21 protein-coding genes and 1 riboswitch are annotated in these 20,446 nt (G+C 66.5%); of the genes, 10 read left to right on the top strand and 11 right to left on the bottom strand.

Annotation, left to right across the window (positions count from 1 at the left end):
• Positions 1-13 precede the first annotated feature (13 nt).
• The 8 genes from ETR14_RS25830 to ETR14_RS25795 all read right to left on the bottom strand — a co-directional run bounded on the left by ETR14_RS25830 (position 14) and on the right by ETR14_RS25795 (position 7,423).
• Positions 14-262 carry a hypothetical protein gene (locus ETR14_RS25830; protein WP_129390936.1) on the bottom strand — a complete coding sequence of 83 codons (249 nt, stop codon included), beginning with the start codon at positions 260-262 and terminating at the stop codon, positions 14-16.
• Between the two features lie 128 nt (positions 263-390).
• Entirely contained in the window at positions 391-1,383 is a 993-nt protein-coding gene (locus tag ETR14_RS25825; RefSeq protein ID WP_206185922.1) for a type II secretion system F family protein, read from the bottom strand.
• A gap of 13 nt (positions 1,384-1,396) precedes the next feature.
• Entirely contained in the window at positions 1,397-2,377 is a 981-nt protein-coding gene (locus ETR14_RS25820; RefSeq protein ID WP_129390933.1) for a type II secretion system F family protein, read from the bottom strand.
• Positions 2,378-2,408: 31 nt separating this feature from the next.
• Positions 2,409-3,722, bottom strand: coding sequence for a pilus assembly protein CpaE (locus ETR14_RS25815; RefSeq protein ID WP_129390930.1), 1,314 nt, complete (start codon positions 3,720-3,722; stop codon positions 2,409-2,411).
• Positions 3,722-4,366 (bottom strand): CpaD family pilus assembly lipoprotein, encoded by a 645-nt coding sequence (locus ETR14_RS25810; protein ID WP_129390927.1) that lies wholly within the window; start codon positions 4,364-4,366, stop codon positions 3,722-3,724. The genes ETR14_RS25815 and ETR14_RS25810 overlap by 1 nt, the downstream gene beginning before the upstream one ends.
• A gap of 20 nt (positions 4,367-4,386) precedes the next feature.
• Positions 4,387-5,892 (bottom strand): type II and III secretion system protein family protein, encoded by a 1,506-nt coding sequence (locus ETR14_RS25805; RefSeq protein ID WP_129390924.1) that lies wholly within the window; start codon positions 5,890-5,892, stop codon positions 4,387-4,389.
• Position 5,893: 1 nt separating this feature from the next.
• Positions 5,894-6,907 (bottom strand): Flp pilus assembly protein CpaB, encoded by a 1,014-nt coding sequence (gene cpaB / locus ETR14_RS25800; protein WP_129390921.1) that lies wholly within the window; start codon positions 6,905-6,907, stop codon positions 5,894-5,896.
• A gap of 45 nt (positions 6,908-6,952) precedes the next feature.
• Positions 6,953-7,423 carry a prepilin peptidase gene (locus tag ETR14_RS25795; RefSeq protein WP_129390918.1) on the bottom strand — a complete coding sequence of 157 codons (471 nt, stop codon included), beginning with the start codon at positions 7,421-7,423 and terminating at the stop codon, positions 6,953-6,955.
• Between the two features lie 62 nt (positions 7,424-7,485).
• Here ETR14_RS25795 and ETR14_RS25790 point away from each other — a divergent pair, with 62 nt between their 5' ends.
• From ETR14_RS25790 to ETR14_RS25780, 3 genes are all read left to right on the top strand, one after another.
• Complete coding sequence (locus ETR14_RS25790) at positions 7,486-8,400, top strand: alpha/beta hydrolase (protein ID WP_243455690.1); 915 nt, start codon at positions 7,486-7,488, stop codon at positions 8,398-8,400.
• A 35-nt stretch (positions 8,401-8,435) separates the two neighbouring features.
• Positions 8,436-9,500, top strand: coding sequence for an FAD-binding oxidoreductase (locus tag ETR14_RS25785; protein WP_129392439.1), 1,065 nt, complete (start codon positions 8,436-8,438; stop codon positions 9,498-9,500).
• A 163-nt stretch (positions 9,501-9,663) separates the two neighbouring features.
• Positions 9,664-10,812, top strand: a complete 1,149-nt coding sequence (locus tag ETR14_RS25780; protein ID WP_129390912.1) for a dipeptidase — start codon at positions 9,664-9,666, stop codon at positions 10,810-10,812.
• Positions 10,813-10,848: 36 nt separating this feature from the next.
• Here the strand turns inward: ETR14_RS25780 and rnhA are convergent, their stop codons facing one another.
• Together rnhA and ispH are read right to left on the bottom strand one after the other, a co-directional pair.
• On the bottom strand, positions 10,849-11,304 hold the full coding sequence (rnhA, locus tag ETR14_RS25775) for a ribonuclease HI (RefSeq protein WP_129390910.1): 456 nt from the start codon (positions 11,302-11,304) through the stop codon (positions 10,849-10,851).
• Between the two features lie 10 nt (positions 11,305-11,314).
• Positions 11,315-12,268 (bottom strand): 4-hydroxy-3-methylbut-2-enyl diphosphate reductase, encoded by a 954-nt coding sequence (gene ispH, locus ETR14_RS25770; protein WP_129390907.1) that lies wholly within the window; start codon positions 12,266-12,268, stop codon positions 11,315-11,317.
• Between the two features lie 148 nt (positions 12,269-12,416).
• Between ispH and ETR14_RS25765 the strand changes: the two genes are divergently transcribed.
• From ETR14_RS25765 to gcvPB, 6 genes are all read left to right on the top strand, one after another.
• Complete coding sequence (locus ETR14_RS25765) at positions 12,417-13,058, top strand: hypothetical protein (RefSeq protein ID WP_129390904.1); 642 nt, start codon at positions 12,417-12,419, stop codon at positions 13,056-13,058.
• Between the two features lie 71 nt (positions 13,059-13,129).
• A riboswitch (glycine riboswitch) is annotated at positions 13,130-13,226 on the top strand.
• Between the two features lie 169 nt (positions 13,227-13,395).
• Positions 13,396-14,517, top strand: coding sequence for a glycine cleavage system aminomethyltransferase GcvT (gene gcvT, locus ETR14_RS25760; RefSeq protein ID WP_129390901.1), 1,122 nt, complete (start codon positions 13,396-13,398; stop codon positions 14,515-14,517).
• Positions 14,514-14,885: a glycine cleavage system protein GcvH gene (gcvH, locus tag ETR14_RS25755; protein ID WP_129390898.1), complete on the top strand. Its 372-nt coding sequence runs from the start codon at positions 14,514-14,516 to the stop codon at positions 14,883-14,885. Before gcvT ends, gcvH begins: the two co-directional genes overlap by 4 nt.
• Positions 14,882-15,667: a class I SAM-dependent methyltransferase gene (locus ETR14_RS25750; protein WP_129390895.1), complete on the top strand. Its 786-nt coding sequence runs from the start codon at positions 14,882-14,884 to the stop codon at positions 15,665-15,667. Before gcvH ends, ETR14_RS25750 begins: the two co-directional genes overlap by 4 nt.
• A 123-nt stretch (positions 15,668-15,790) precedes the next feature.
• Positions 15,791-17,149, top strand: a complete 1,359-nt coding sequence (gcvPA, locus tag ETR14_RS25745; RefSeq protein ID WP_129390892.1) for an aminomethyl-transferring glycine dehydrogenase subunit GcvPA — start codon at positions 15,791-15,793, stop codon at positions 17,147-17,149.
• On the top strand, positions 17,146-18,714 hold the full coding sequence (gcvPB, locus tag ETR14_RS25740; protein ID WP_129390889.1) for an aminomethyl-transferring glycine dehydrogenase subunit GcvPB: 1,569 nt from the start codon (positions 17,146-17,148) through the stop codon (positions 18,712-18,714). The genes gcvPA and gcvPB overlap by 4 nt, the downstream gene beginning before the upstream one ends.
• Positions 18,715-18,753: 39 nt before the next feature.
• Here the strand turns inward: gcvPB and ETR14_RS25735 are convergent, their stop codons facing one another.
• Entirely contained in the window at positions 18,754-19,764 is a 1,011-nt protein-coding gene (locus tag ETR14_RS25735) for a DUF2167 domain-containing protein (protein WP_129390887.1), read from the bottom strand.
• 72 nt (positions 19,765-19,836) lie between these two features.
• On the opposite strand from ETR14_RS25735, the gene ETR14_RS25730 reads away from it, so the two are divergent.
• The gene (locus ETR14_RS25730; protein WP_129390884.1) at positions 19,837-20,445 is read left to right on the top strand and encodes a DUF938 domain-containing protein; all 609 of its coding nucleotides are present in this window, start codon (positions 19,837-19,839) and stop codon (positions 20,443-20,445) included.
• Position 20,446: the final 1 nt, after the last annotated feature.

The raw sequence follows: 20,446 nt of genomic DNA, 5'->3' as shown, positions 1-20,446 counted from the left end.
CCGGAAAGCGCGATCAGAGCGGTCCCGGGCCGTCGACGTGCCGCCGTGCTTCGTCGCGCGCAGCGGCCTGGCGGAGCGTGCCCATCTCCACTTCCTGGGCGCGCAGCCGTTTGTTCTCGACCTCAAGATCCTGACGCGCGCGCACTTCCTCGCGATAGCGGCGCTTCCACTTGCCGCCCGCCATCAGCGCCATGCCGACGACGAGCCCGAGCAGGAAGATCAGGATGTAGAGAACCCATTCGTTATAGCTGACGGCGTTCACCGAAGGCTCCTCGTCTCAACAGGGCGACCGAGGGCTCAATGGGCGAGCAGGCAGGTTGTTCCGCACCCGTGCCGTTCTGAGAAGCGGACGCGCGCGATTGCCGAGTGCCGCTCCTTGCAACGTCCTCGTTAGAGCAGGGAGTCGGAGATCGAGCAGGCGGCCGGGCCCAGGATCACGATGAACAGCACCGGCAGAATGAACAGGATCAGCGGCACCGTCATGATTGCCGGAAGCCGGGCGGCTTTCTCTTCGGCGCGCATCATTCGGTCGTTGCGGAATTCCGCCGAGAGCACGCGCAGCGCACTGGCGAGCGGGGTGCCGTATTTCTCCGTCTGGATCATGGTGGTGACCACGCCGCGCACCGCTTCGAGATCGATGCGGTTGGCCAAGTTCTCAAAGGCGGACCGCCGATCGGTGAGGAAGCCGAGCTCGATCGAGGTCAGCGCGAACTCGTCGCCGAGTTCCGGATAGGCTTTGCCGAGCTCGCGCGCGACCCGGTTGAAGGCGGCGTCGACGGTGAGGCCGGCTTCGGCGCAGATGACGAGCAGATCAAGCGCATCCGGGAGGCCCTTGCGGATCGCGGTCGAGCGCTTGTTGATCTTGTTCTTCAGCCAGATGTCGGGGGCTTTGTAGGAGAAGATGAGGGTGCCGGCGACGAGGCCGTAGCGCTTCACCGGACCCCAATCGGGGAACCAATCGAGCAGATAGACGCCGACGATGATCACGGTGCCGAACACCAGGGGCATCACGAAGCGGGCGAAGATCACGACGAAGGCGAGATCCTTGGAGCGGATGCCGGCCTGCATCAGCTTCTTCTGCGCGATCTTGATCTGCTCGTCCTGGAGCATCTTCAGCGAGCCCAGGAGGCTGCGGACCTTGTCCGCCATCTCGTTCTTGTTGGTGATCGACCGGCGGCGCTTGTTGGACGTGCTGGTGATGCCGGCTTTCAGCTGTTCGCGACGGGCATTCAGCGCCTTGACGCGCTTGGCCATCGGATCCTTGACGGTGGTCGCGGCATAGATCGCGACGAACACGGCGAAGGTGGCGATGGCGGCGAGGAACGTCGCCACCGTCAACACATCGACGCCCATCAGGGTCGGGCCGCTTGCTGAACTTGCCATGTCGAATGCCGTCCTAGATCTCGAAATCGACCATTTTGGCCATGATGAAAACGCCGAGTCCCATCCAGATCAGCCCGCCGCCGCCGGTGATGATCAGCCGCTCATCGATGAAGAATTTCTGCATATATTCGCCGTTGATGAACCAGATCATGCCGAACACGATGAAGGGCAGGGATCCGACGATCCAGGCCGAGGCCTTGGATTCCGACGACATCGCCTTAATCTTGAGTTTCATGGCGGCGCGCTTGCGCAACACTTCCGAGAGATTGCCGAGCGTTTCGGCAAGGTTGCCGCCGGTCTCCCGCTGAATGGCGAGCGTGATCACGAAGAACTGGAATTCGGGGGTGCCGAGCCGGTCCGCAGTCTCCTGCAGTGCGACGTCCATCGTCCGGCCGATCTTCATCTTGTCGGACACGGCGCGGAATTCGTCGGCGATCGGACCCGGAACCTCGTCGCTGATCACGCCCATCGTCTCGGTAATCGGGAGACCCGAGCGAAGCCCGCGCACCATCAGATCGATCGCGTCGGGAAAACGAGAGGTGAACTTGGCGATTCGCCGCTTGATCAGCTTGCCGACGATGAAGTGGGGGAGCCCTACGCCGATGAACAGCCCGACGAAAAAGGCCAGCGGGAAGGGAAGCCCCCACATGGTGAGCAGCACCGCCGGCACCAGGAACAAGACGGCAGATGCGGCCACATAGTGAAGCAGGGTCCAATTGTGGCCGGTCCGTTCCAGCCGCTGACGCAGCAGAGCCGGATTGGGGATGATCTGTTGCGCGAACCCCTCCATCTTGGTGTTCTTGCGACTTTGCAGGATCCGACGCATCTGCGCCTGGGCGGCGACCTCCGTGGAGCGGCTGTGGCGCTCGCGCACGCTTTCCAGTCGCCGCTGGGACGCCTTGGACCCGGATGGCCCGGCAAACGCCAGCGCGGCGAGCGCAAGCGTGCCGATCAGACCCGCGAACAGGATGAGCAATTGGAAGCTCGGCGCCATCTCTTATCCTCGCCCGCTACGCGTCACGTCTTCAGGCCGCCTTGACCTTGCCGGATTTCGGCGTCTTGGCGAGCATCGACTTGATGTTGAGCTTTTCCAGCAGCGAGCCGCCGGAAGCCGCTTTCGACTTGCCCTTGGTCGGCGAACCCGGCTGCGTGTCCTCGCCCGCATCGACGGAGGCGACGGTGAGGGTGAGAAGCGCGTTGAGCGGCTGTGCGATCTTGGCGCCAGTTGCGACCTTGGCAAAGGGTTGGCCGAGCTTGGCGGCCTGCGCTGCCGCTTTCGGATCGAACGGGATCACCACGTCGACCTTGCGCTCGATCGATTGCTCGAAATCCTTGCGGCTGATTTCCTGCTGTGTCGGCGGCACCCGGTTGGCGACCACCACGACCTTGGCCTGCGGCGCATTTGCCTTCAGCCAGCTGAGGATGCGGATCGCGTCGCGCGTTGCGGCGAGCGTGAACTCGACGACGACAACGACCGAATGAACGTCGTGGACGAGGTGCGAATGCTGGACAAGCATCGCGCGGGGGATGTCGAGGACGGTTCCTTCGAAGGCGTTCCGGATTTCCTCCTGGAGCTGGTAATAAGCGGAACCGTCGTTGAGCAGCGGCTGGTTGAGGGGCGCTTCGGCCGAGAGAACACACAGTTTCTCGTTGGCGCGCACCATCGCCCGCTCGATGAACAGGCCGTCGATGCGGCTCGGATTCTCGATCGCGTCGGTAAGGCCGCGGCCGGGCTCGAGATCGAGCGCGAGTGCACCGGTGCCGAAGTGGACGTCGAGATCGAGGAGAGCCGTGGAGCGGCCCGCCTTGTCGCCCATCAGCCAGGCGATCGACGTTGCGATCGTCGACGCGCCGACGCCGCCGCGAACGCCGATCACCGCAGCCATGACGTGCGGCCTGTCAGCAGTCGGCTCATTGGCGCGCGGTCCCGAGACGATCATCTGGGCGTTGATGAAGGCGTCGCGCACCTGATCCGCCGTGAACGGCTTCAGCAGATAATCCTGGATGCCGGAGGCGACCAGATCGCGGTAAAGGCGGACATCGTTGACCTGACCGGCGGCAATGACGACCGTGCCGGGCTCGCAGACTTCGGCGAGCGCGTTGATGTCGTTCAGCGGATCGCCGGATTCCGAGAGATCGACGAACAGGATCGTCGGACTGGCCGAGACCGAGAGCGTCTGAATGGCGTTGCGAAGCCCGCCGCGATTGACCTTCTCTGGCGCCCAGCCGTGCTCGACTGCGACCGGCCGCAGGATTTCGGCGGTGGCTTCATCGCAGACGAAGGCAGTGAAGGGATCACGCAAAGCCGCGGCGCGGCTGCCGTGGAAAGGAGCATTCATCACTTGTCTTCCTTGCTGGACACGGCCTTGATCTCGCCAACCGAGGTCGGAATCCTGTCACGGTAGACCTTGATGGCCTTGGTCGTTGCCGTCGCATCGCCGGTGCGTGCACCCTGTTCGCCGAGAACGAGATCGTTCGGATCGGCAATCATTGCCGCGAGGTTGGTGTTGAACGCGCAGCCAAAATTGGGCGAGGTCGAGCTCGGCCCCATCGGCGCCCAATTTGGGCAACCGGGAACGTAAGCGACGCTCCTGCTGACGATCACGCGAACGCCGTCCGGTCCGATCTCCCCGGGGGTGATCGGTGCTCCGTCGCTGAGCAGGATGCCATATTCGGCGGCGACGCGCGCGATGTCCCGACGTGTGCTGTCAGCGCCGCGCGGATCGTCGATCGAGACGCGGTCGCCGTAGGCGAGGTCGAGCGACCGGAACCAGCCGTTCAGCCTCTGACGTTCGGCAGCCGGGAGCCCGTCGTAGGCGCCGGCGAGATCCATGACGTAGTCGGTGCGCTGCACGATCGGCTGGTTTTCCGATTCGAGGCCGCGATTACCGTGTCCCGGCGGGGGCAGCGCTCCGGCGCCGCTGGCCGCAAGGAGTGCTGCACCGAACCCGGCGAGGAGAGCGATGGATTTGACGCGATCCATGAAAGTGTCCTTTCGGGCGATCAGAAGCTGAAGCCGGGCGCCGCGGATGCGGTCTGGGCGGGGGCGGGAGCTGCAGGAACCGTCGAGCGCGCCGTGGCGGCGCCGATCGCGGGTGCGACGATCTGCGGCTCGGCCGAGCGCGGCCGCGGCGTTGGGGTTTGGGACTGACGGCCCTGATCCTTGCCGAGCATGACGCGTTCGCCGGTCGTCGCGCTGCGGAAGCCGTCGGTCGGGAGCGCGATCTGATTGGCGTTGACCGGCTTCACCAGATACGGCGTTACCACGATCACCAATTCCGTCTCGTTGCGCTTGAAGCTGTTCGATCGGAACAGCGCGCCGATCACCGGCAGATTGCCGAGGAAGGGTGTCTTCTCGATCGAGTTGTTGCCGGCATTGCTGAGCAGACCGCCGAGCATGAAGCTCTGGCCCGAGCCGAGCTCGACCGTCGTCTCCGCCCGGCGAACGGTAAGGGCCGGAATCTCGTAACCGCTCAGCTTGATCGCGCCGGCTGAGGAAAGTTCCGACACTTCCGGACGCACGCGCATCGAGATACGGCCGCCCTCGAGGACGAAGGGCGTGAACGCCAGGCTGACGCCGAATTGCTTGAACTCGATCGAGGTGCCGTTCAACCCGTTCGAGATGGCGATCGGAAACTCGCCGCCGGCAAGGAAGCTGGCGGTCTCGCCGGACAGTGCGGTCAGCGTCGGCTCGGCAAGGGTCGTTACCAGGCCGTTATTCTCGGTCAGGTCCAACGCGCCGGCAACGTCCAGCCCAAGCACCTTGCCCATGATGCTGGCGGTCGTCGTACCGGCAGGACGAGTGATCGTGCCGGTCGGCAAGCCCTTGTCGTCGAACACGCCGAGATCACGGCCGCGGCCGAACGATCCGAGGATGCTTCCGCCGGAGAAATCGCTGCTGGTGATATTGAAGCCGATGTCGCGCAGCATGGTGCGGCTGACTTCGGCGATTTTCACCCGCAGCATCACCTGCTGCGGCGTTGCCGTCTTGACGCGGCTGATCACCTGCGTGCCGGCGCCGACATAGGACTGGACCAGGCGGGTCGCCTCCTCGACGTCGGCCGGGGTTGCCACGGTGCCGGTAAGCAGAACCATGCCGTTGACCGGTTGCGCACGGATCTGGGCGTCGGGCATGGCCGCATCCAGGAATTCGTCGAGCGAGCCGATATTGTTGCCGACCCGCACGTTGGCCGACCATATCGTGCGGCCACCCTTATCCGTGGCAAACACGGTGGTTTCCCCGGGCGACTTGCCGAAGATGTAGATCTGGTTGGAGGAACGGACCTGGACGTCGGCGATCGCGTCGTTGGCGACGAACAGATCGGTCATCGTTCCGCCCAATTTGACCATGCGGCCGGCTCCGACCGAGATCGTGACGTCGTTCGCTGGTTTGACCGCAGGCGGCTGTGCTGCGGCGGGCGCGGCGGCGCCTGCGAGGGCGGCGGCGGCAAGCGCCGCGGCCACGGCCGTTCCGAAGCCCGCGCGGGGCGTGAACTTGCGCTTGGTCATCTTATTTGGCTCCGAGCGGAACGATGGTGACGTTGTTGCCGCGTGCGATCCGGACGGTCGGACCGGCGGGTCGTACCGGCTGGGCGGCGGCAGCGGCGGTGAGCGGCGCTGCCGGGGCCTGGCCGATGCCCGAATTGCGGGCCGGGACCGAACTGCGCTGGAAGCGCGACACGTCGGCACCGACGGTGACGCTCGGATCGCTGTCGACCGGCTTGTTGGCGATCTCGATCAGCATCCGCTTCTCGGTCTTCGGATCGGCATTTTCCGGGACGGTGACTTCGCCCGAGGCGATGGCGCGCTCCAGTTCGGCGGAATTGTCCGCCATCGCGCGCAGCGACAGCGACAGAGTGCCGATCGTCTGCATCACGGCGATCTTCTCGGCGATCTTCGGCGTCGCCTCGAGCGTGACGAGCGAGAAATTCTGAACCACCGGCTTGCCGTCCTCGCCCTCGGCGCTCATCCGCTGGTCGGTGGCGAGCACGCGGATGTTGCGCACGACGGTTTCGGACGCCTTGAGCGGCGGGCCTTCGCCGGTGACTTCCTGGGTAAGGACGATGTCGACGCGGTCGCCGGGGAAGATGAAGCCGGCGACGCTGCTGGTCGCCGAGACTGCGACGGTGACGGCGCGCATTCCGGGGCCAAGCGCCGCGGCGAGGTAGCCGCGCTCGCCGGGCTTGATCAGCGAACCGGTGGTGACCGGCTGTCCGGCGGTGATTTCGGTGCGGACGACCGTTCCGATCAGATCCTGCGGGCTCGCGGCGGCGTTGCCCTTGATGTAGTAAGCGGGCTGGACGAGGCCTTCCGGCCACGCCTGGTAGCGCAGGCTTTCGGCGTCGATGATCGTGCCGACGGGAAGCGAACGGGTCGCGACCAGCACTTCGGGGCCGGCCGGGACCACGGGCGTAGCGACGGCTTCGGGCGCTGCGGCACCGTTGAACATGTTCCTGGCCGTAACGGCCGTCACCGCCGCAACGATGAGTGCGCCGACCAGCAGCACGATCTTCTTAACATCCATGACGGCACTCGCCTCCTGCCCGCTTTCGAAAAGCAAGCGTGATCATCAGACAAATTGGTTAAGGAAGCGTTCGCCGATCAGCCAAAGGCCTGCGAACGCTATGGCAATCCCGTAGGGAATCTCGGGTCTGCCGACGGATTTCGAGAGGTGATGGACGATCGCCATCGCCAAAGTGAGGGCGCCGCCGGCGAGCGACATGATCGCCACCAGGTACAGCGTCGCGCCCCACGGGAGCCACAAGGCCAGGGCGCCAAGCAGCTTGACGTCGCCTCCGCCCATCCAGCCGAAATGAAGCGGTACGCTGAACAGCAGGACGATCAGCAGCGCCACCCCGACCTGGATCGCGGCGTCGGGCCAGAAGAGCAGCCCGTTCGCCCACCAGAAGGGGATTGCGAGCAACGCGATCGCGCCGTTCAGTTCGTTGGGGATGATCCGGTTGCGCCAGTCGCCGACCGCCGCGGCAATCAAGCCGGCGGTCAGCAATCCGATCAGAAACCAGGAAATATCGCCCTTCATGGTGAACAGCTACTAGACGGCCTTGCTTACAAAACCGTAACCGCACACCTATGGAGGATCAGGTGATCGATCGTCGGGCGTTGCCGGCCGAGGCGCGGCTCGGCACGTGGCTGGCGCCGGACGGATGGCGGTATCGGCGGCTGGAATGGCCGGGCAGGGGGCGCGGCAGCCTGCTCTTCGCCGGTGGCCGCGGCGATTTCATCGAAAAGTATCTGGAGGCCCAGCATCACTGGCATGCGGCGGGCTGGTCGGTCACCGCCTTCGACTGGCGCAGCCAGGGCGGATCGCGTGGAGATATCGTCGGCGGTCACCTGGAGAGCATGGATCCCCTGGTCGACGATCTTGCCGCGCTGATCGCCGATTGGCGGGCCGACCATCCCGGCCCTCATGTGGTCGTCGCCCACTCAATGGGCGGTCACATCCTCGCCCGTACGCTCGCCGAGCGTCGACCCGAAATCAACGCGGCGGTGCTCATCGCCCCGATGATGATGGTCAACAGCGAGCCGCTGCCGCCCTGGGCGGCGGCGTGGACGGCGCGCTTGTTCAATATCGCCGGCTTCGGGCGCGCCCCGATCTGGCGTTCGCCGACGGCTTCTGCGAAAGCGGGGGCACGCCGCCGCACCTATCTCACCAGCTCGCCCGAGCGATTCGACGACGAGCTCTGGTGGTGGGAGCGCGAGCCCGGCTACAATCTCGGTCCGCCGAGTTGGGGGTGGCTGCTTGCGGCGATGCGCTCCAGTGCCGCCCTGACCCTCGAGGCGCTACGGCGGATCGATTCGCCCTGCCTGTTCGTCGCGACCGAGCGCGACCGGCTGGTCAGCGCTGCGGCGATCCGGCGGGCCGCGGAGGCGATCCCCAACGCGGAATTGCTGATGCTTCAGGATTCGGGTCACGAGATCCTGCGCGAATCTGATCCGGTTCGCCTGCGGGCACTCGCCGCCATCGATGCGTTCCTTGCGAGGCATGCCGCCGGGTGAACGATCGTTGCGACATCCTGATCGTCGGCGCGGGCATGGCCGGGGCCAGTCTCGCCGCAGAACTCGCCGGTGCCGGGTCGGTGATCGTGATCGAGGGCGAGGACCGGCCCGGCTACCACGCTACCGGCCGCTCCGCGGCGTTCTGGTCGGAAACCTATGGCGGCCCGTTGGTCCAGCCGCTCACCACCGCATCGGGAACCTTTCTGCGCGACGGCGGCTTTCTTGGCGCGCGCGGGGGACTCCACATTGCCGGTGATGCCGACGCCCACGTCATTGCCGACCTCGCGCGCGGGTTCGGCGACGCGGTCGACCTGAGGCCGCTCGGACGTGACGATCTGATTGCCCGGATTCCCGGGCTGAAGCCCCAATGGAGACGCGGGCTGCTCGAGCCCACCTGCGCCGACATCGACGTTGCCGCATTGCACGCGCACTACCTCAAATCCGCGGCGACGGCCGGGGCACGCTTCGTCACGGGAGCGGGTCTCCGGTCGGCGGCGCGCGCGCACGGCCGATGGGCGGTCGAGACGGCCGCGGGCGTTTTCACCGCCGACATCCTCGTCGATGCGGCGGGGGCGTGGGCGGACGAGGTCGCGATCGCCGCCGGGCTCGCGCCGATCGGCATCCAGCCCTTCCGCCGAACGATGGTTCAGCTTCGCGTGGACCCGGCCGCGCCGGCGAATCTGCCGCTGGTCATCGATGCGCTCGGCCGCTTCTACTTCAAGCCGGAAGCAGGGGGACGGATCTGGCTCAGCCCGCATGACGAAACGCCGTGCCCGCCCTGTGACGCTGCGGCGGAGGAGATCGATGTCGCCACCGCCATCGCCCGACTCGAAGCCGTCGTCGATTGGCGGATCGAGCGGGTCGAGCACAAATGGGCAGGCCTCAGAAGCTTCGCGCCGGATCGTGTGCCGGTCTACGGCTTCGCGCCCGGGCGAGGCGACTTTTTCTGGTTCGCAGGGCAGGGCGGCTTCGGCATCCAGACCGCACCCGCTGCGGCGAAACTGGGTGCGTCCCTGTTGCTCGATCGCACGTCGGATCCGATCGTTGCGAGCATCGATCCGGAGCCCTACCTCCCGGACCGTCTGCAGCCGCGAGCTTAGCCTCACTCCGCCGGCCAATTGGCGGAAATCCGAAAGCAGATGCACGTGGCCGGCAGGGACGTGCAGCAAGAGTGCAGGCCGCCACGCTCTTGCGATTGCGCGTGCGGCAGGGAAAGCATGTCCCGGAGCGACTCCTGCCGAATCGCCGAGGAGGACCTGCCCAATGCCCTTTGATTTGCCCCGCCGCGATTTCCTGGCCGCCGCTACTGCGACAGGGCTGGCGCCCGCCGCGGCACGGTCCGCGAGCGCGGCACGTGGTCCGGCGGTGATCAACGCTCTCGGCGGCCTCTTCAACCCGAACCGACCCGAGCAGGACGACAGCGGCGCCGAGGTTCCGGGAACCGCCCGAACGCCGATCGAGGCGCGGGTGATCGAGGATGCGCTCGCCTCCGGCACGATCGCGATCAACAACACGCTCGGCTATGTCGCGGGCGCGATGGATCCGTTCGAATTCAGCGTCGCCGAGATCGCGACCTGGGACTGGCGCGTCAGGCACCACCAGGACCATCTCGTGAAAGTGCTGACTGTGGCCGACATCCTTCGCGCGCGCGACACAGGCAAGATCGGGATCGTCTACGGTTTCCAGAACAGCGCGATGATGGGCGACAAGGTGGCGCGGGCGGATGTGTTCGCGGATCTCGGCGTCCGCGTGTTCCAGCTTACCTACAACGTCGCGAATCAGGTCGGCGACGGGGCGATGGCGCCGCTCAACCGGGGGCTGACGCCGTTCGGCCGGGATCTCGTCGCGCGGCTGAACGACAATCGGGTGATGATCGATCTCTCGCACAGCGGCGAACGCACCTGTCTGGAAGCGGCACGATCTTCCAGGCAGCCGATCTCGATCAATCACACGGGCTGCAGGGCTCTGACCGATCTTCCGCGCAACAAGACCGACGAGGAACTCCGTCTCGTCGCATCCCGCGGCGGCTTCGTCGGCATCTATTTCATGCCCTTCCTCAACCCGCGCAGCGTCGCCACCGCAGAGGACGTCGCCCGCCATATCGATCATGCGATCAATGTCTGCGGCGAGGACCATGTCGGTCTCGGCACCGATGGCGGCACCACGGCGATCGACGACATGGCCGCCTACCGAGCCCATGCCAGGAAGGAGATAGCGGACCGAAAGGCGGCGGGGATCGGCGCCGCCGGCGAGAATCCGGACACTGTGCCCTTCGTCGAGGCGCTGCAGGGACCGGACCAGTTCTGCAGCCTCGCCCGCCTGCTGCGCAGCCGCGGCTATCGCGAGTCGAGGATCGAAAAAATCCTGAGCCTGAACTTCCTGCGCTACGCCCGCGACGTCTGGGGCGCCTGAGGTCTTACCGCGCGGAGGAGCGGGGCAGGGACAGCCTTATCGACGTGCCGAGAATTGGAGCGCGGCCGCGCAGGCGAGCTGGTCGGCGCGCTCGTTCTCGGGGTGGCCGGCATGGCCCTTGACCCAGCGCCAGTCGATCTTGTGCTCGCCGACGGCCTCCAGCAATTCCTGCCAGAGCTCGGCATTCTTGACCGGCTTCCTGTCGGCGGTCTTCCACCCGTTGCGGCGCCAGCCGTGGATCCATTTGGTGATACCGTCGCGCAGATAGACGCTGTCGGTGAACAGGGTGACCGAACAGGGCCGCTTCAGCGCCTGCAGGGCGCGGATCGCCGCCATCATTTCCATGCGGTTGTTGGTGGTGGCGGGTTCGCCGCCGGACATTTCCTTCTCGTGCGGCCCGGATCGCACGATCGCTCCCCAGCCGCCCGGGCCCGGATTGCCCTTGCAGGCGCCGTCGGTGAAGATCTCCACTTCGGTCTTGGCTTCGGTCATGTCGGGAGAGTCAGGCAGCGGCTTCGAGGCCGCGCGGCAGCTTGAACACCATGCGCTCGACGACGCCTTCGCCTTCAGACTCGGTGATTTCGAAATGGTCGGCAAGGAAATCGACGACTTCGCGCACGAGGGTCTCCGGCGCGGAGGCTCCCGCGGTCAGGCCGAGGGTGCGCACGCCCTCCAGCCAGGCCAGATCGATATCGGTCGCGCGGGCGATCAGGCGCGCGGGGACCCCTTCGCGTTCGGAGACTTCGACCAGCCGCAGCGAATTCGAGCTCTTGGTCGATCCGATCACCAGCACGAAGTCGCAGGTGCGGGCGATATCCTTGACTGCCGCCTGCCGGTTGGACGTGGCGTAGCAGATGTCCTCGCCGCGCGGACCCTTGATGTCCGGGAATCGCCGCTCCAGCACCCGGATCATCTCGGCCGTATCGTCTACCGACAAGGTCGTCTGGGTGAGGAAGGAGAGATTGTGGGGATCGGCCGGCATCACGCGCTCCGCATCCTCCGCCGTCTCGATCAAGGTCATCCGTCCCTCAGGGACCTGACCGAACGTGCCGATCACCTCGGGGTGGCCGGCATGGCCGATGAACAGGATATGGCGGCCGGCCTCGACCAGGCGTTCGGCCTGGCGATGGACCTTGGAGACGAGCGGGCAGGTGGCGTCGAGGAAATCGAGCCCGCGCTCCGCCGCCTTGGCCGGCACCGCCTTGGGAACGCCATGGGCGGAGAAGACCACGGGAACCCCGTCCGGCACGTCGTCGAGCTCGGCGACGAAGATCGCACCCTGCGCCTTCAGCGTATCAACCACATATTTGTTGTGGACGATTTCATGGCGGACATAGACGGGCGCGCCGTAGCGTTCGAGCGCCAGCTCGACGATCCGGATCGCCCGGTCGACTCCCGCGCAAAAGCCGCGCGGCGCCGCGATCAGAAGGTGAAGAGGGGGTTTGGGTGCCAGCATGGCGCAGCCTCTATGCCGAATAGGTCGCCGCGTCCACCGAACGCAGCCGTGGTCGGGCCGCTCGGCCCCTTGTTCGTTGCTTGCCTCGGCGAAACCCGGTTCCTATGATCCGCTCGCCCGTCCCCGGGAAAATGAGGATCCATTGCCTGTGTTCAAGCCTAAAGCGGCGCTTGCCGCCGCCTTCCTCCCGCTGGCTCTCGTCGGCTGCTCGTCCGACGGTCAGCTGACCGCCACCGGCATCACCGTGACGCGCTCGGCCTGTCCGGCGGTGGCGGTTCCGGCCGCGACCGGGGATATCACCTTGTTCAACCCGGAGAACAGCCGGGACGCCAGCGCGATCGACGTGGTGGCGCATATCACCAACGTGCGCTCGACCTGCGACGAGACCGGCGACAACATCGTCACCACCGTGAATTTCGAGATTCGCGGGCAGCGCCGCGACGCCGCCGGGGCCCGCGAGGTCGTTCTGCCCTATTTCGCGGTGGTCGTGCAGGGCGGCACCAATGTTCTCACCAAGAGCGTCAGCCAGGTCGGTCTCCGCTTCGAAGACGGTCAGCTTCGTGCCAGCGCCACCGGCACCGCCACCGGCTCCGTCGCCCGGGCGGCGGTGACGCTTCCCGACGACGTGCGCCGTCAGATCACCCGCGAACGCAAGCCTGGCGATGCCGATGCGGCGGTCGATCCGCTCGCCGATCCGACGGTGCGCGACGCGGTCCGCAAGGCGAGCTTCGAAGTGCTGGTCGGCTTCCAGCTCACCGAAGCGCAGCTCTCCTACAACGCGACCCGCTGATCGGAACGACAAGCCACGTTGACAGCGGCCGGGCCAGCCTTCAAGGCAGCGCGGTCGCCGTCTTCTGAGCCGGTGCACGTGCGGGAGAGAGTGGCAGGTTTCGGTCTGCCGCCGCCGAAGGAGCAACCGCCCCGGAATCTCTCAGGCAAAAGGGACCGCACGGGCATAGACACTCTGGAAAGCGTTCGCTTCGGCATCGGCCGCGGCGAACCACCGAAGGGGTAACCCGCGGCGTCGCCGGCGCGGGGAAAGCTCTCAGGTCCAGTGACAGAGGGGGATTGTTTGCAAGATTCGTCCGGCACGCCGGACGGCATTGCGGCGCCCTGGAGACTGGACGATGACCGACGCAACGGTTCCCGAGAAGACACTGCCGCTCGACCAATGGCACCGCGACCGCGGCGCCCGTATGGTGCCGTTCGCGGGCTATGCGATGCCGATCCAATATGAGGGGATCATCGCCGAGCATCGCTGGACTCGCGAATCGGCGGGGCTGTTCGACGTCAGCCACATGGGACAGCTGATCATTCGCGGCGCCGACGCCGAAAAGGCGCTGGAGGCATTGCTGCCGGCGGACCTCGCCATCCTGAAGGAAGGTCGGCTGCGCTATTCCCTGCTGCTCACAGAGGATGGCGGGATCATCGACGATTTGATGATCACGCGTCGCGGCGATCATTTCTACATGGTCGTGAACGGTGCGACCAAGGATGGCGACATCGCCCATCTGCAGGCGAAGCTGCCGCGTACCGTTGTGGTCGATCACATGAAGGAGCAGGCCCTGCTTGCCTTGCAGGGGCCCAAGGCCGCGGAAACGCTCGCCCGGCTGGTGCCCGGTGTCGAGGCGCTGGGTTTCATGACCGGCGGCGCGTTCCAGATCGGCGGCGTCACGGCGTGGATCAGCCGCTCGGGCTATACCGGCGAAGACGGCTTTGAGATCTCGGTGCCGGCGGCGCAGGTGCTCGAGGTCGCGGCCCTCCTCGGCGCGCAGAGCGAAGTGAAGCCGATCGGTCTCGGCGCGCGCGATTCGCTGCGCCTGGAGGCGGGCCTGCCGCTCTACGGACACGATCTCGATACCGAGACGACGCCGGTCGAGGCCGATCTCGGCTTCGCCATCTCCAAGCGGCGCCGCGCCGAGGGCGGTTTCCCCGGTTGGCATCGCATCTCGGCGGAGTTCGACACGACCTTGATCCGCCGGCGTGTCGGCCTGCTCGTCGAGGGGCGGCAGCCGGTCCGCGAGGGTGCGATGGTGATCGACGACGAGGGTAACGAGGTCGGCAAGGTGACCAGCGGTGGTTTCTCGCCGATGCTCGAGGCGCCGATCGCGATGGCCTATGTCCCGGTCGGAAGCGCCGAAGCCGGCGCGACGATCCGCCTGACCCAGCGCGGCAAGATATTCCAGGCGAAGGTCAGCGACATGCCCTTCGTTCCGCATCGATACCATCGCAAGGGAGGCGGCCAATGACCGTTCATTATACGCAAGAGCATGAGTGGATCGCGGTCGATGGCGACAGCGCCACCGTCGGCATCACCGATTTCGCGCAGGGTCAGCTCGGCGACATCGTGTTCGTCGAATTGCCGGAGCCGGGCCGGCAGGTGACCAAGGGCGGCGACGCGGCGGTGGTCGAGTCGGTCAAGGCGGCTTCGGATGTCTACGCGCCGGTCAGCGGCGAAGTGATCGAAGCCAATCATGCGCTCTCCGACGATCCGTCACTGGTCAACACCGCGCCGGAAGGCGACGGCTGGTTCTTCAAGCTGCGCCTGTCGGATCCCTCGGAACTCGACGGGCTGATGGACGCTGAAGCGTACCGGACCTTTTGCGAGCAGCAGTGACCGTCAACACATCCTCCCGCTGGTCTCCGACCGATTACGCAACCAACGCCGCCTTCGTGCCGGCGCTCGGTTCCGCAGCCCTCGAGATGCTCGACCCGCAACCGGGCGAGCTGATCCTCGACCTTGGCTGCGGTGACGGGACGCTGACCCGGAAGATCATGGCGAGCGGTGCCGGCGTGATCGGGCTGGATGCATCCCCCGAAATGGTGGAGGCGGCCCGGGCCAAGGGGGTGGACGCGTTCGTCGCCGATGCCCAGGCCCTGGATCTCGAAGGTCAGGCAAACCGGTTCGGCCAGTTCGATGCGGCCTTCTCCAATGCCGCACTGCACTGGATGCTCGATCCGGACGCCGTCGCGGAAGGCGTGTTCCGGGTCCTCAAGCCGGGCGGCCGGTTCGTCGGCGAGATGGGCGGGCAGGGGAATATCGCCGTGCTGCGCGGCGGTATCCGGGACGAGCTCACCGCCCGCGGTTACCCGATTCCGGCCGAGGATCCGCAATGGTATCCCTCGGTCGAGGAGTTCGTTCGCCTTTATGCCTGCGCCGGGTTCAACGAGATCCAGGCGCATCTCGTCGCCCGGCCGACGCCGCTGCCGGCCGGCGTCGCCGGTTGGGTGAAGACGTTCCGCAGCGGCTGGCTCGACGTCGCGGGCGTACCGGACGGGGCCCGGGACGAGGTTTCCCACGCGATCCAGGCCCGGCTGCAGCCGCTGCTCCAGCAGGCCGACGGAAGCTGGAGTGCCGATTATGTCCGGCTTCGCTTCACGATGCGCAAGCCGGACTGAGATTTTCCCCTCCCGTCGGCGGGAGGGAGGGCGCGCCGGTCCGGGGGGATCGGTCGGCGTTCCCGTATTTTCCACCCCCATGATGCGGCCGGCTGAGCCGCGCGCAGAGGAAAGCGGTCTGAGATGCGCTATTTGCCCCTAGCTGAAGCCGATCGACGCGAGATGCTGCGCACGATCGGCGCACCTTCCGTCGAGGATTTGTTCGTCGACGTGCCCGAAGCGGCCCGGCTTGCGTCCAAGATCGACGGGCTTCCCGATCATGCCAGCGAACTTGCCGTCGAGCGCCGGCTGTCGGCAATGGCGCGGCGCAATCTTGCCGCGGGCGACGTGCCCTTCTTCCTCGGCTGCGGAGCCTATAAGCACCATATTCCGGCGAGCGTCGATCACCTGATCCAACGCGGCGAATTCCTGACCAGCTACACGCCCTATCAGCCGGAAATCGCGCAGGGCACCTTGCAGGCGCTGTTCGAGTTCCAGACCCAGGTCGCACGCCTGTTCGGCTGCGATGTCGCGAACGCTTCGATGTACGACGGCTCGACCGCCTGCTGGGAGGCGATCGGCATGGCGCGCCGGATCACCCGGCGTACCAAGGCAATCCTGTCGGGCGGGCTGCATCCCCATTACGTGTCGGTCGCCAAGACGATGGCACGCTTCACCGGCGACGTGCTCGAGACGTCGCTGCCGGATCTGTCGGCGGAGACCGATACGGCACGGTTGCTCGATGCGATCGACAAGGAGACGAGCTGCGTCGTCGTCCAGTATCCGGACATATTGGGCCGCATCGGCGACCTGTCCGAACTCGCCGAACGCGCCCACGCCGCCGGCGCGCTGCTGATCGCGGTGGTGACGGAGCCCGTGGCGCTCGGGCTGCTGCGCGCACCCGGCGAGATGGGCGCCGACATTGTCGTCGGCGAGGGACAGTCGATCGGGGTCGGCCTCAATTTCGGCGGACCCTATGTCGGCCTGTTCGCCACCCGCGACAAATATGTCCGGCAGATGCCGGGCCGCCTTGCCGGCGAGACCGTCGATGCCGAGGGGAAGCGCGGCTTCGTGCTGACCCTGTCGACCCGCGAGCAGCATATCCGTCGGGAGAAGGCGACGTCGAACATCTGCACCAACAGCGGATTGTGTGCGCTCGCTTTCTCGGTGCACATGACTTTGCTCGGCGAAACCGGGCTTCGCCGCCTGGCCGAGCTCAACCACGCCAAGGCGGTGCGCGCCGCCGAGCGGCTGGCACGGGTGCCGGGCGTCGACCTGGTCAGCGAGACCTTCTTCAACGAGTTCACGGTGCGCCTCACCCGCGAGGCACGTCCCGTGGTTCGCACCCTCGCAGAGCGCGGCATTCTCGGCGGTGTTTCGCTCGGACGCCTCTATCCTGAGGCCGAAGCGCTCGGAAGCGGCCTCGTCATCGCCGTCACCGAAACCACCAATGATGAAGATGTCGAGGCGCTCGCCGGCGCGCTCGAGGAGATCCTGGCATGAGCATGAATCGTGAAGGCCGCCCGACCAGGCCGGACACTGACGGTGGTCACGAGGGCGCGGAAACCTGGACCGGAAACCGGGCGCTGATGCTCGAAGAGCCTTTGATCTTCGAGATGGACGAGGATGGCGGCACCGGCGTCGATTTCGACGAGGCGCCCAAGGTCGCCACCCGGCTCGGCGGCCTGGAGCGCAACCGGCCGATCGGCCTTCCGGGTCTGTCGGAGCCGCAGGCGGTACGCCATTACACCCGGCTCAGCCGGCAGAATTACGCGATCGACCTTGGCCTGTTTCCGCTCGGCTCTTGCACGATGAAGCACAATCCGCGTCTCAACGAGCGCATGGCGCGGCTGCCCGGTTTCGCCGACATCCATCCGCTGCAGCCGATCGACACGGTGCAAGGCGCGCTCGAGCTGATCGCCGAGCTTGGCGGATGGCTGGTCAAGCTCACCGGAATGCACTCGGTGGCGATGAGCCCGAAGGCCGGCGCGCACGGCGAATTGTGCGGCCTGCTGGCGATCCGCGCCGCCCTCGAAGCACGGGGCGACGCGCGCGAGGTCATCCTGGTGCCGGAAAGCGCCCATGGCACCAACCCGGCAACGGCCGCGTTCGTCGGCTATCGGGTCGAGAGCATTCCGGCGAACGATCGCGGGCGGGTCGATTTCGACGCGCTGAAGGCCCGGCTCGGGCCGGACGTCGCCGCCGTGATGATCACCAATCCGAATACGTGCGGCCTGTTCGAGCCGGACATGCGCGCGATCTCGGACGCGGTGCACGCTGCAGGAGGCCTGGTTTATTGCGACGGGGCGAACTTCAACGCGATCGTCGGACGCGTGCGCCCCGGCGATCTCGGCATCGACGCGATGCACATCAACCTCCACAAGACCTTCTCGACGCCGCATGGCGGCGGCGGGCCCGGTTCCGGGCCGGTGGTGTTCTCGGAAGCCCTGACCCCGTTCGCGCCGCTGCCGTTCGTGGAGCAGCAAGGCAATCACTTCGTGCTGGTCGAGGAAGAGACCGCCGGCGAGCATCACGCGTCGAGCTTCGGCCGTATGACCGCCTTTCACGGCCAGATGGGCATGTTCACCCGCGCGCTCTCGTACATTCTGAGCCACGGCGCCGACGGCCTGCGGCAGGTGTCGGGCGACGCGGTGCTGAACGCCAATTACATCCTGCGCAGCTTGGAGGACGTGCTCGAGGCGCCGTTTGGGGAAAGCGGCCCGTGCATGCACGAGGCCCTGTTCAGCGACAAGGGCTTCGCCGAGGGCCTCAGCACGCTCGATCTCGCCAAAGGGCTGATCGACGAGGGCTTCCACCCGATGACGATGTATTTCCCTCTCGTCGTCCACGGTGCGATGCTGATCGAGCCGACCGAGACGGAGTCGAAGGCCGCGCTCGACCAGTTCATCGGCGCGCTGCGCTCCGTTGCCGAACGCGCCAAGGCTGGCGATCAGTCGTTGAAGGCGGCGCCGGTTCACGCACCCCGGCGCCGGCTCGACGAAACCCAGGCCGCGCGCAAGCCGGTGCTGGTCTGGAAGCCGCCCGTGCAAGCCGAAGCCGCGGAATGAAGGCGCGCCGCCGGGGAACTTCCCGGCGGCGCCATCAGCTCACGGCGCGGTGCGATCCGGCGTCGGCTCCGCAGCGGTCTCGGCCGGCGTGTCTTCGAACGCGGCCGAACCGGAACCATAGTCAGAGGCATAGCCTTCGTCTTCGGCTTTCCTGCCGCCGAACAGCCGCCGAACTGCGCCTGCGATTGCGGCGCCGCCGGCGAGCAGCAGGACGATGAACTTCTTGCCGAAGGCGAGGATGATGCCGAGCAGGCCCAGCTTCTTCGCCGCGGCGACGCCCACGCCCGCGGCGACCAGCCCGCCGACGCCGAACTCCGCCTTCTTGTCGATGCCGGGCTTGTAGTCGGCATAGCGTGCGCCGGTGTCGAACGCGGCGGCTTGCGCGAACTTCGCGGCGGCCGTGCGGGTCTCGGCGAGCTTGTCCATGCTCGTCACCATGTTGAGGCTGAGCACGCCGTTGCGGCCGAGCAGGCGCACGTCATAGTTGAGCGTGTTGCGCTCGGCGCCGGCGAACTGGATGTTCTGCGCCCAGACAACGCTGTGGGTGCGCACGTCGTAAGCGGGCTGTTGGGCCCAGCCGACGAGATGCTGGGCGGGATAACCCTGTTTGGTGCGTTCGGCGTTGAGTTCCTCCTCGCCGGACTGCATCTGCTCGACGAGTTCCTGATAGTCGGTGCTCTTGGCGTCGTCATCGCTGACCCAGCCCGTCGGCTCGAACGTGATTACCGCGCCCCACACGTCGTCGGCGAAGGTCTTGCCGGCGGGGAAGACCATGCCGAGCACGCCGTTCGCCGTCTCCGGCGGGTTTCCCCAGCCTTCGACCAGCACGCGGCGCGCTTCCTCCGCTGGGAGAAAATAGTAATCCTTGCCGAGATGAAGACCCGCGCTCGCCTCCGGGATCCTGACGTCGCCGGTGACCGGATGAAGATCGCGCATCAGTGCCTCAGCCTGACGCATCGCCGCTTGCTGCTCGTTCGAAGGTGCTTGCGCCTGAACCGGCGCGACGGCGATACTCGCGCAGAGCGCGAGGATGAGTTTCAGTTTAGCCATGTGGTCCCCCTTTTCGGCCCCGGGGCACACGCTGACACGGCGGCTTTGCGGATACCAGCCAAAAGAAGGTAAATGACGATGACCGACATGCGCCGCCGAGCGCCCGCGACCGAACGCAACCGCGAGCCTATCGCCGAACTGCTCCGCGCCGTGCTTCCGGATCGGGGCACCGTCCTGGAGATCGCGAGTGGCACGGGCGAGCATGGCGTGCACTTCGCCCGCGCATTTCCTGGCTTGCTCTGGCAGCCGAGCGATCCCGATCCGGATGCGCTCGCTTCCATCCGGGCCTGGCGTATCGAAGCCGGGTTGCCGAACCTGACCGATCCGGTGCACCTCGATGCCGCGTCGGAGCGCTGGCCGATCGACTCGGCAGAGGCGATCGTCTGCATCAACATGGTCCACATCAGCCCCTGGGCGGCGACGGCGGGGCTGATGGCGGGGGCGCAGCGGGTGCTCAGCCCCGGAGCGCCGTTGGTGCTCTATGGCCCTTATCGGCGGCTCGGGGTGCCGACCGCAGCGTCGAACGAGGCGTTCGACGCCTCGCTCAGGGCCCGCAATCCCGATTGGGGCCTCCGCCAAGTCGAGGACGTCACGGCCGAAGCGGAGGGGAGGGGGCTTCGCTTCGAGCGCCTGTTCGAAATGCCGGCGAACAATCTGACGATCGTCTTCCGGCGGGGGTGAT

It is taken from the genome of Sphingosinicella sp. BN140058 (assembly GCF_004135585.1).
GTDB lineage: Bacteria > Pseudomonadota > Alphaproteobacteria > Sphingomonadales > Sphingomonadaceae > Allosphingosinicella.
Note: the sequence above shows the minus strand (reverse complement) of the source record. Positions and strands in the feature narration are given on the sequence as shown.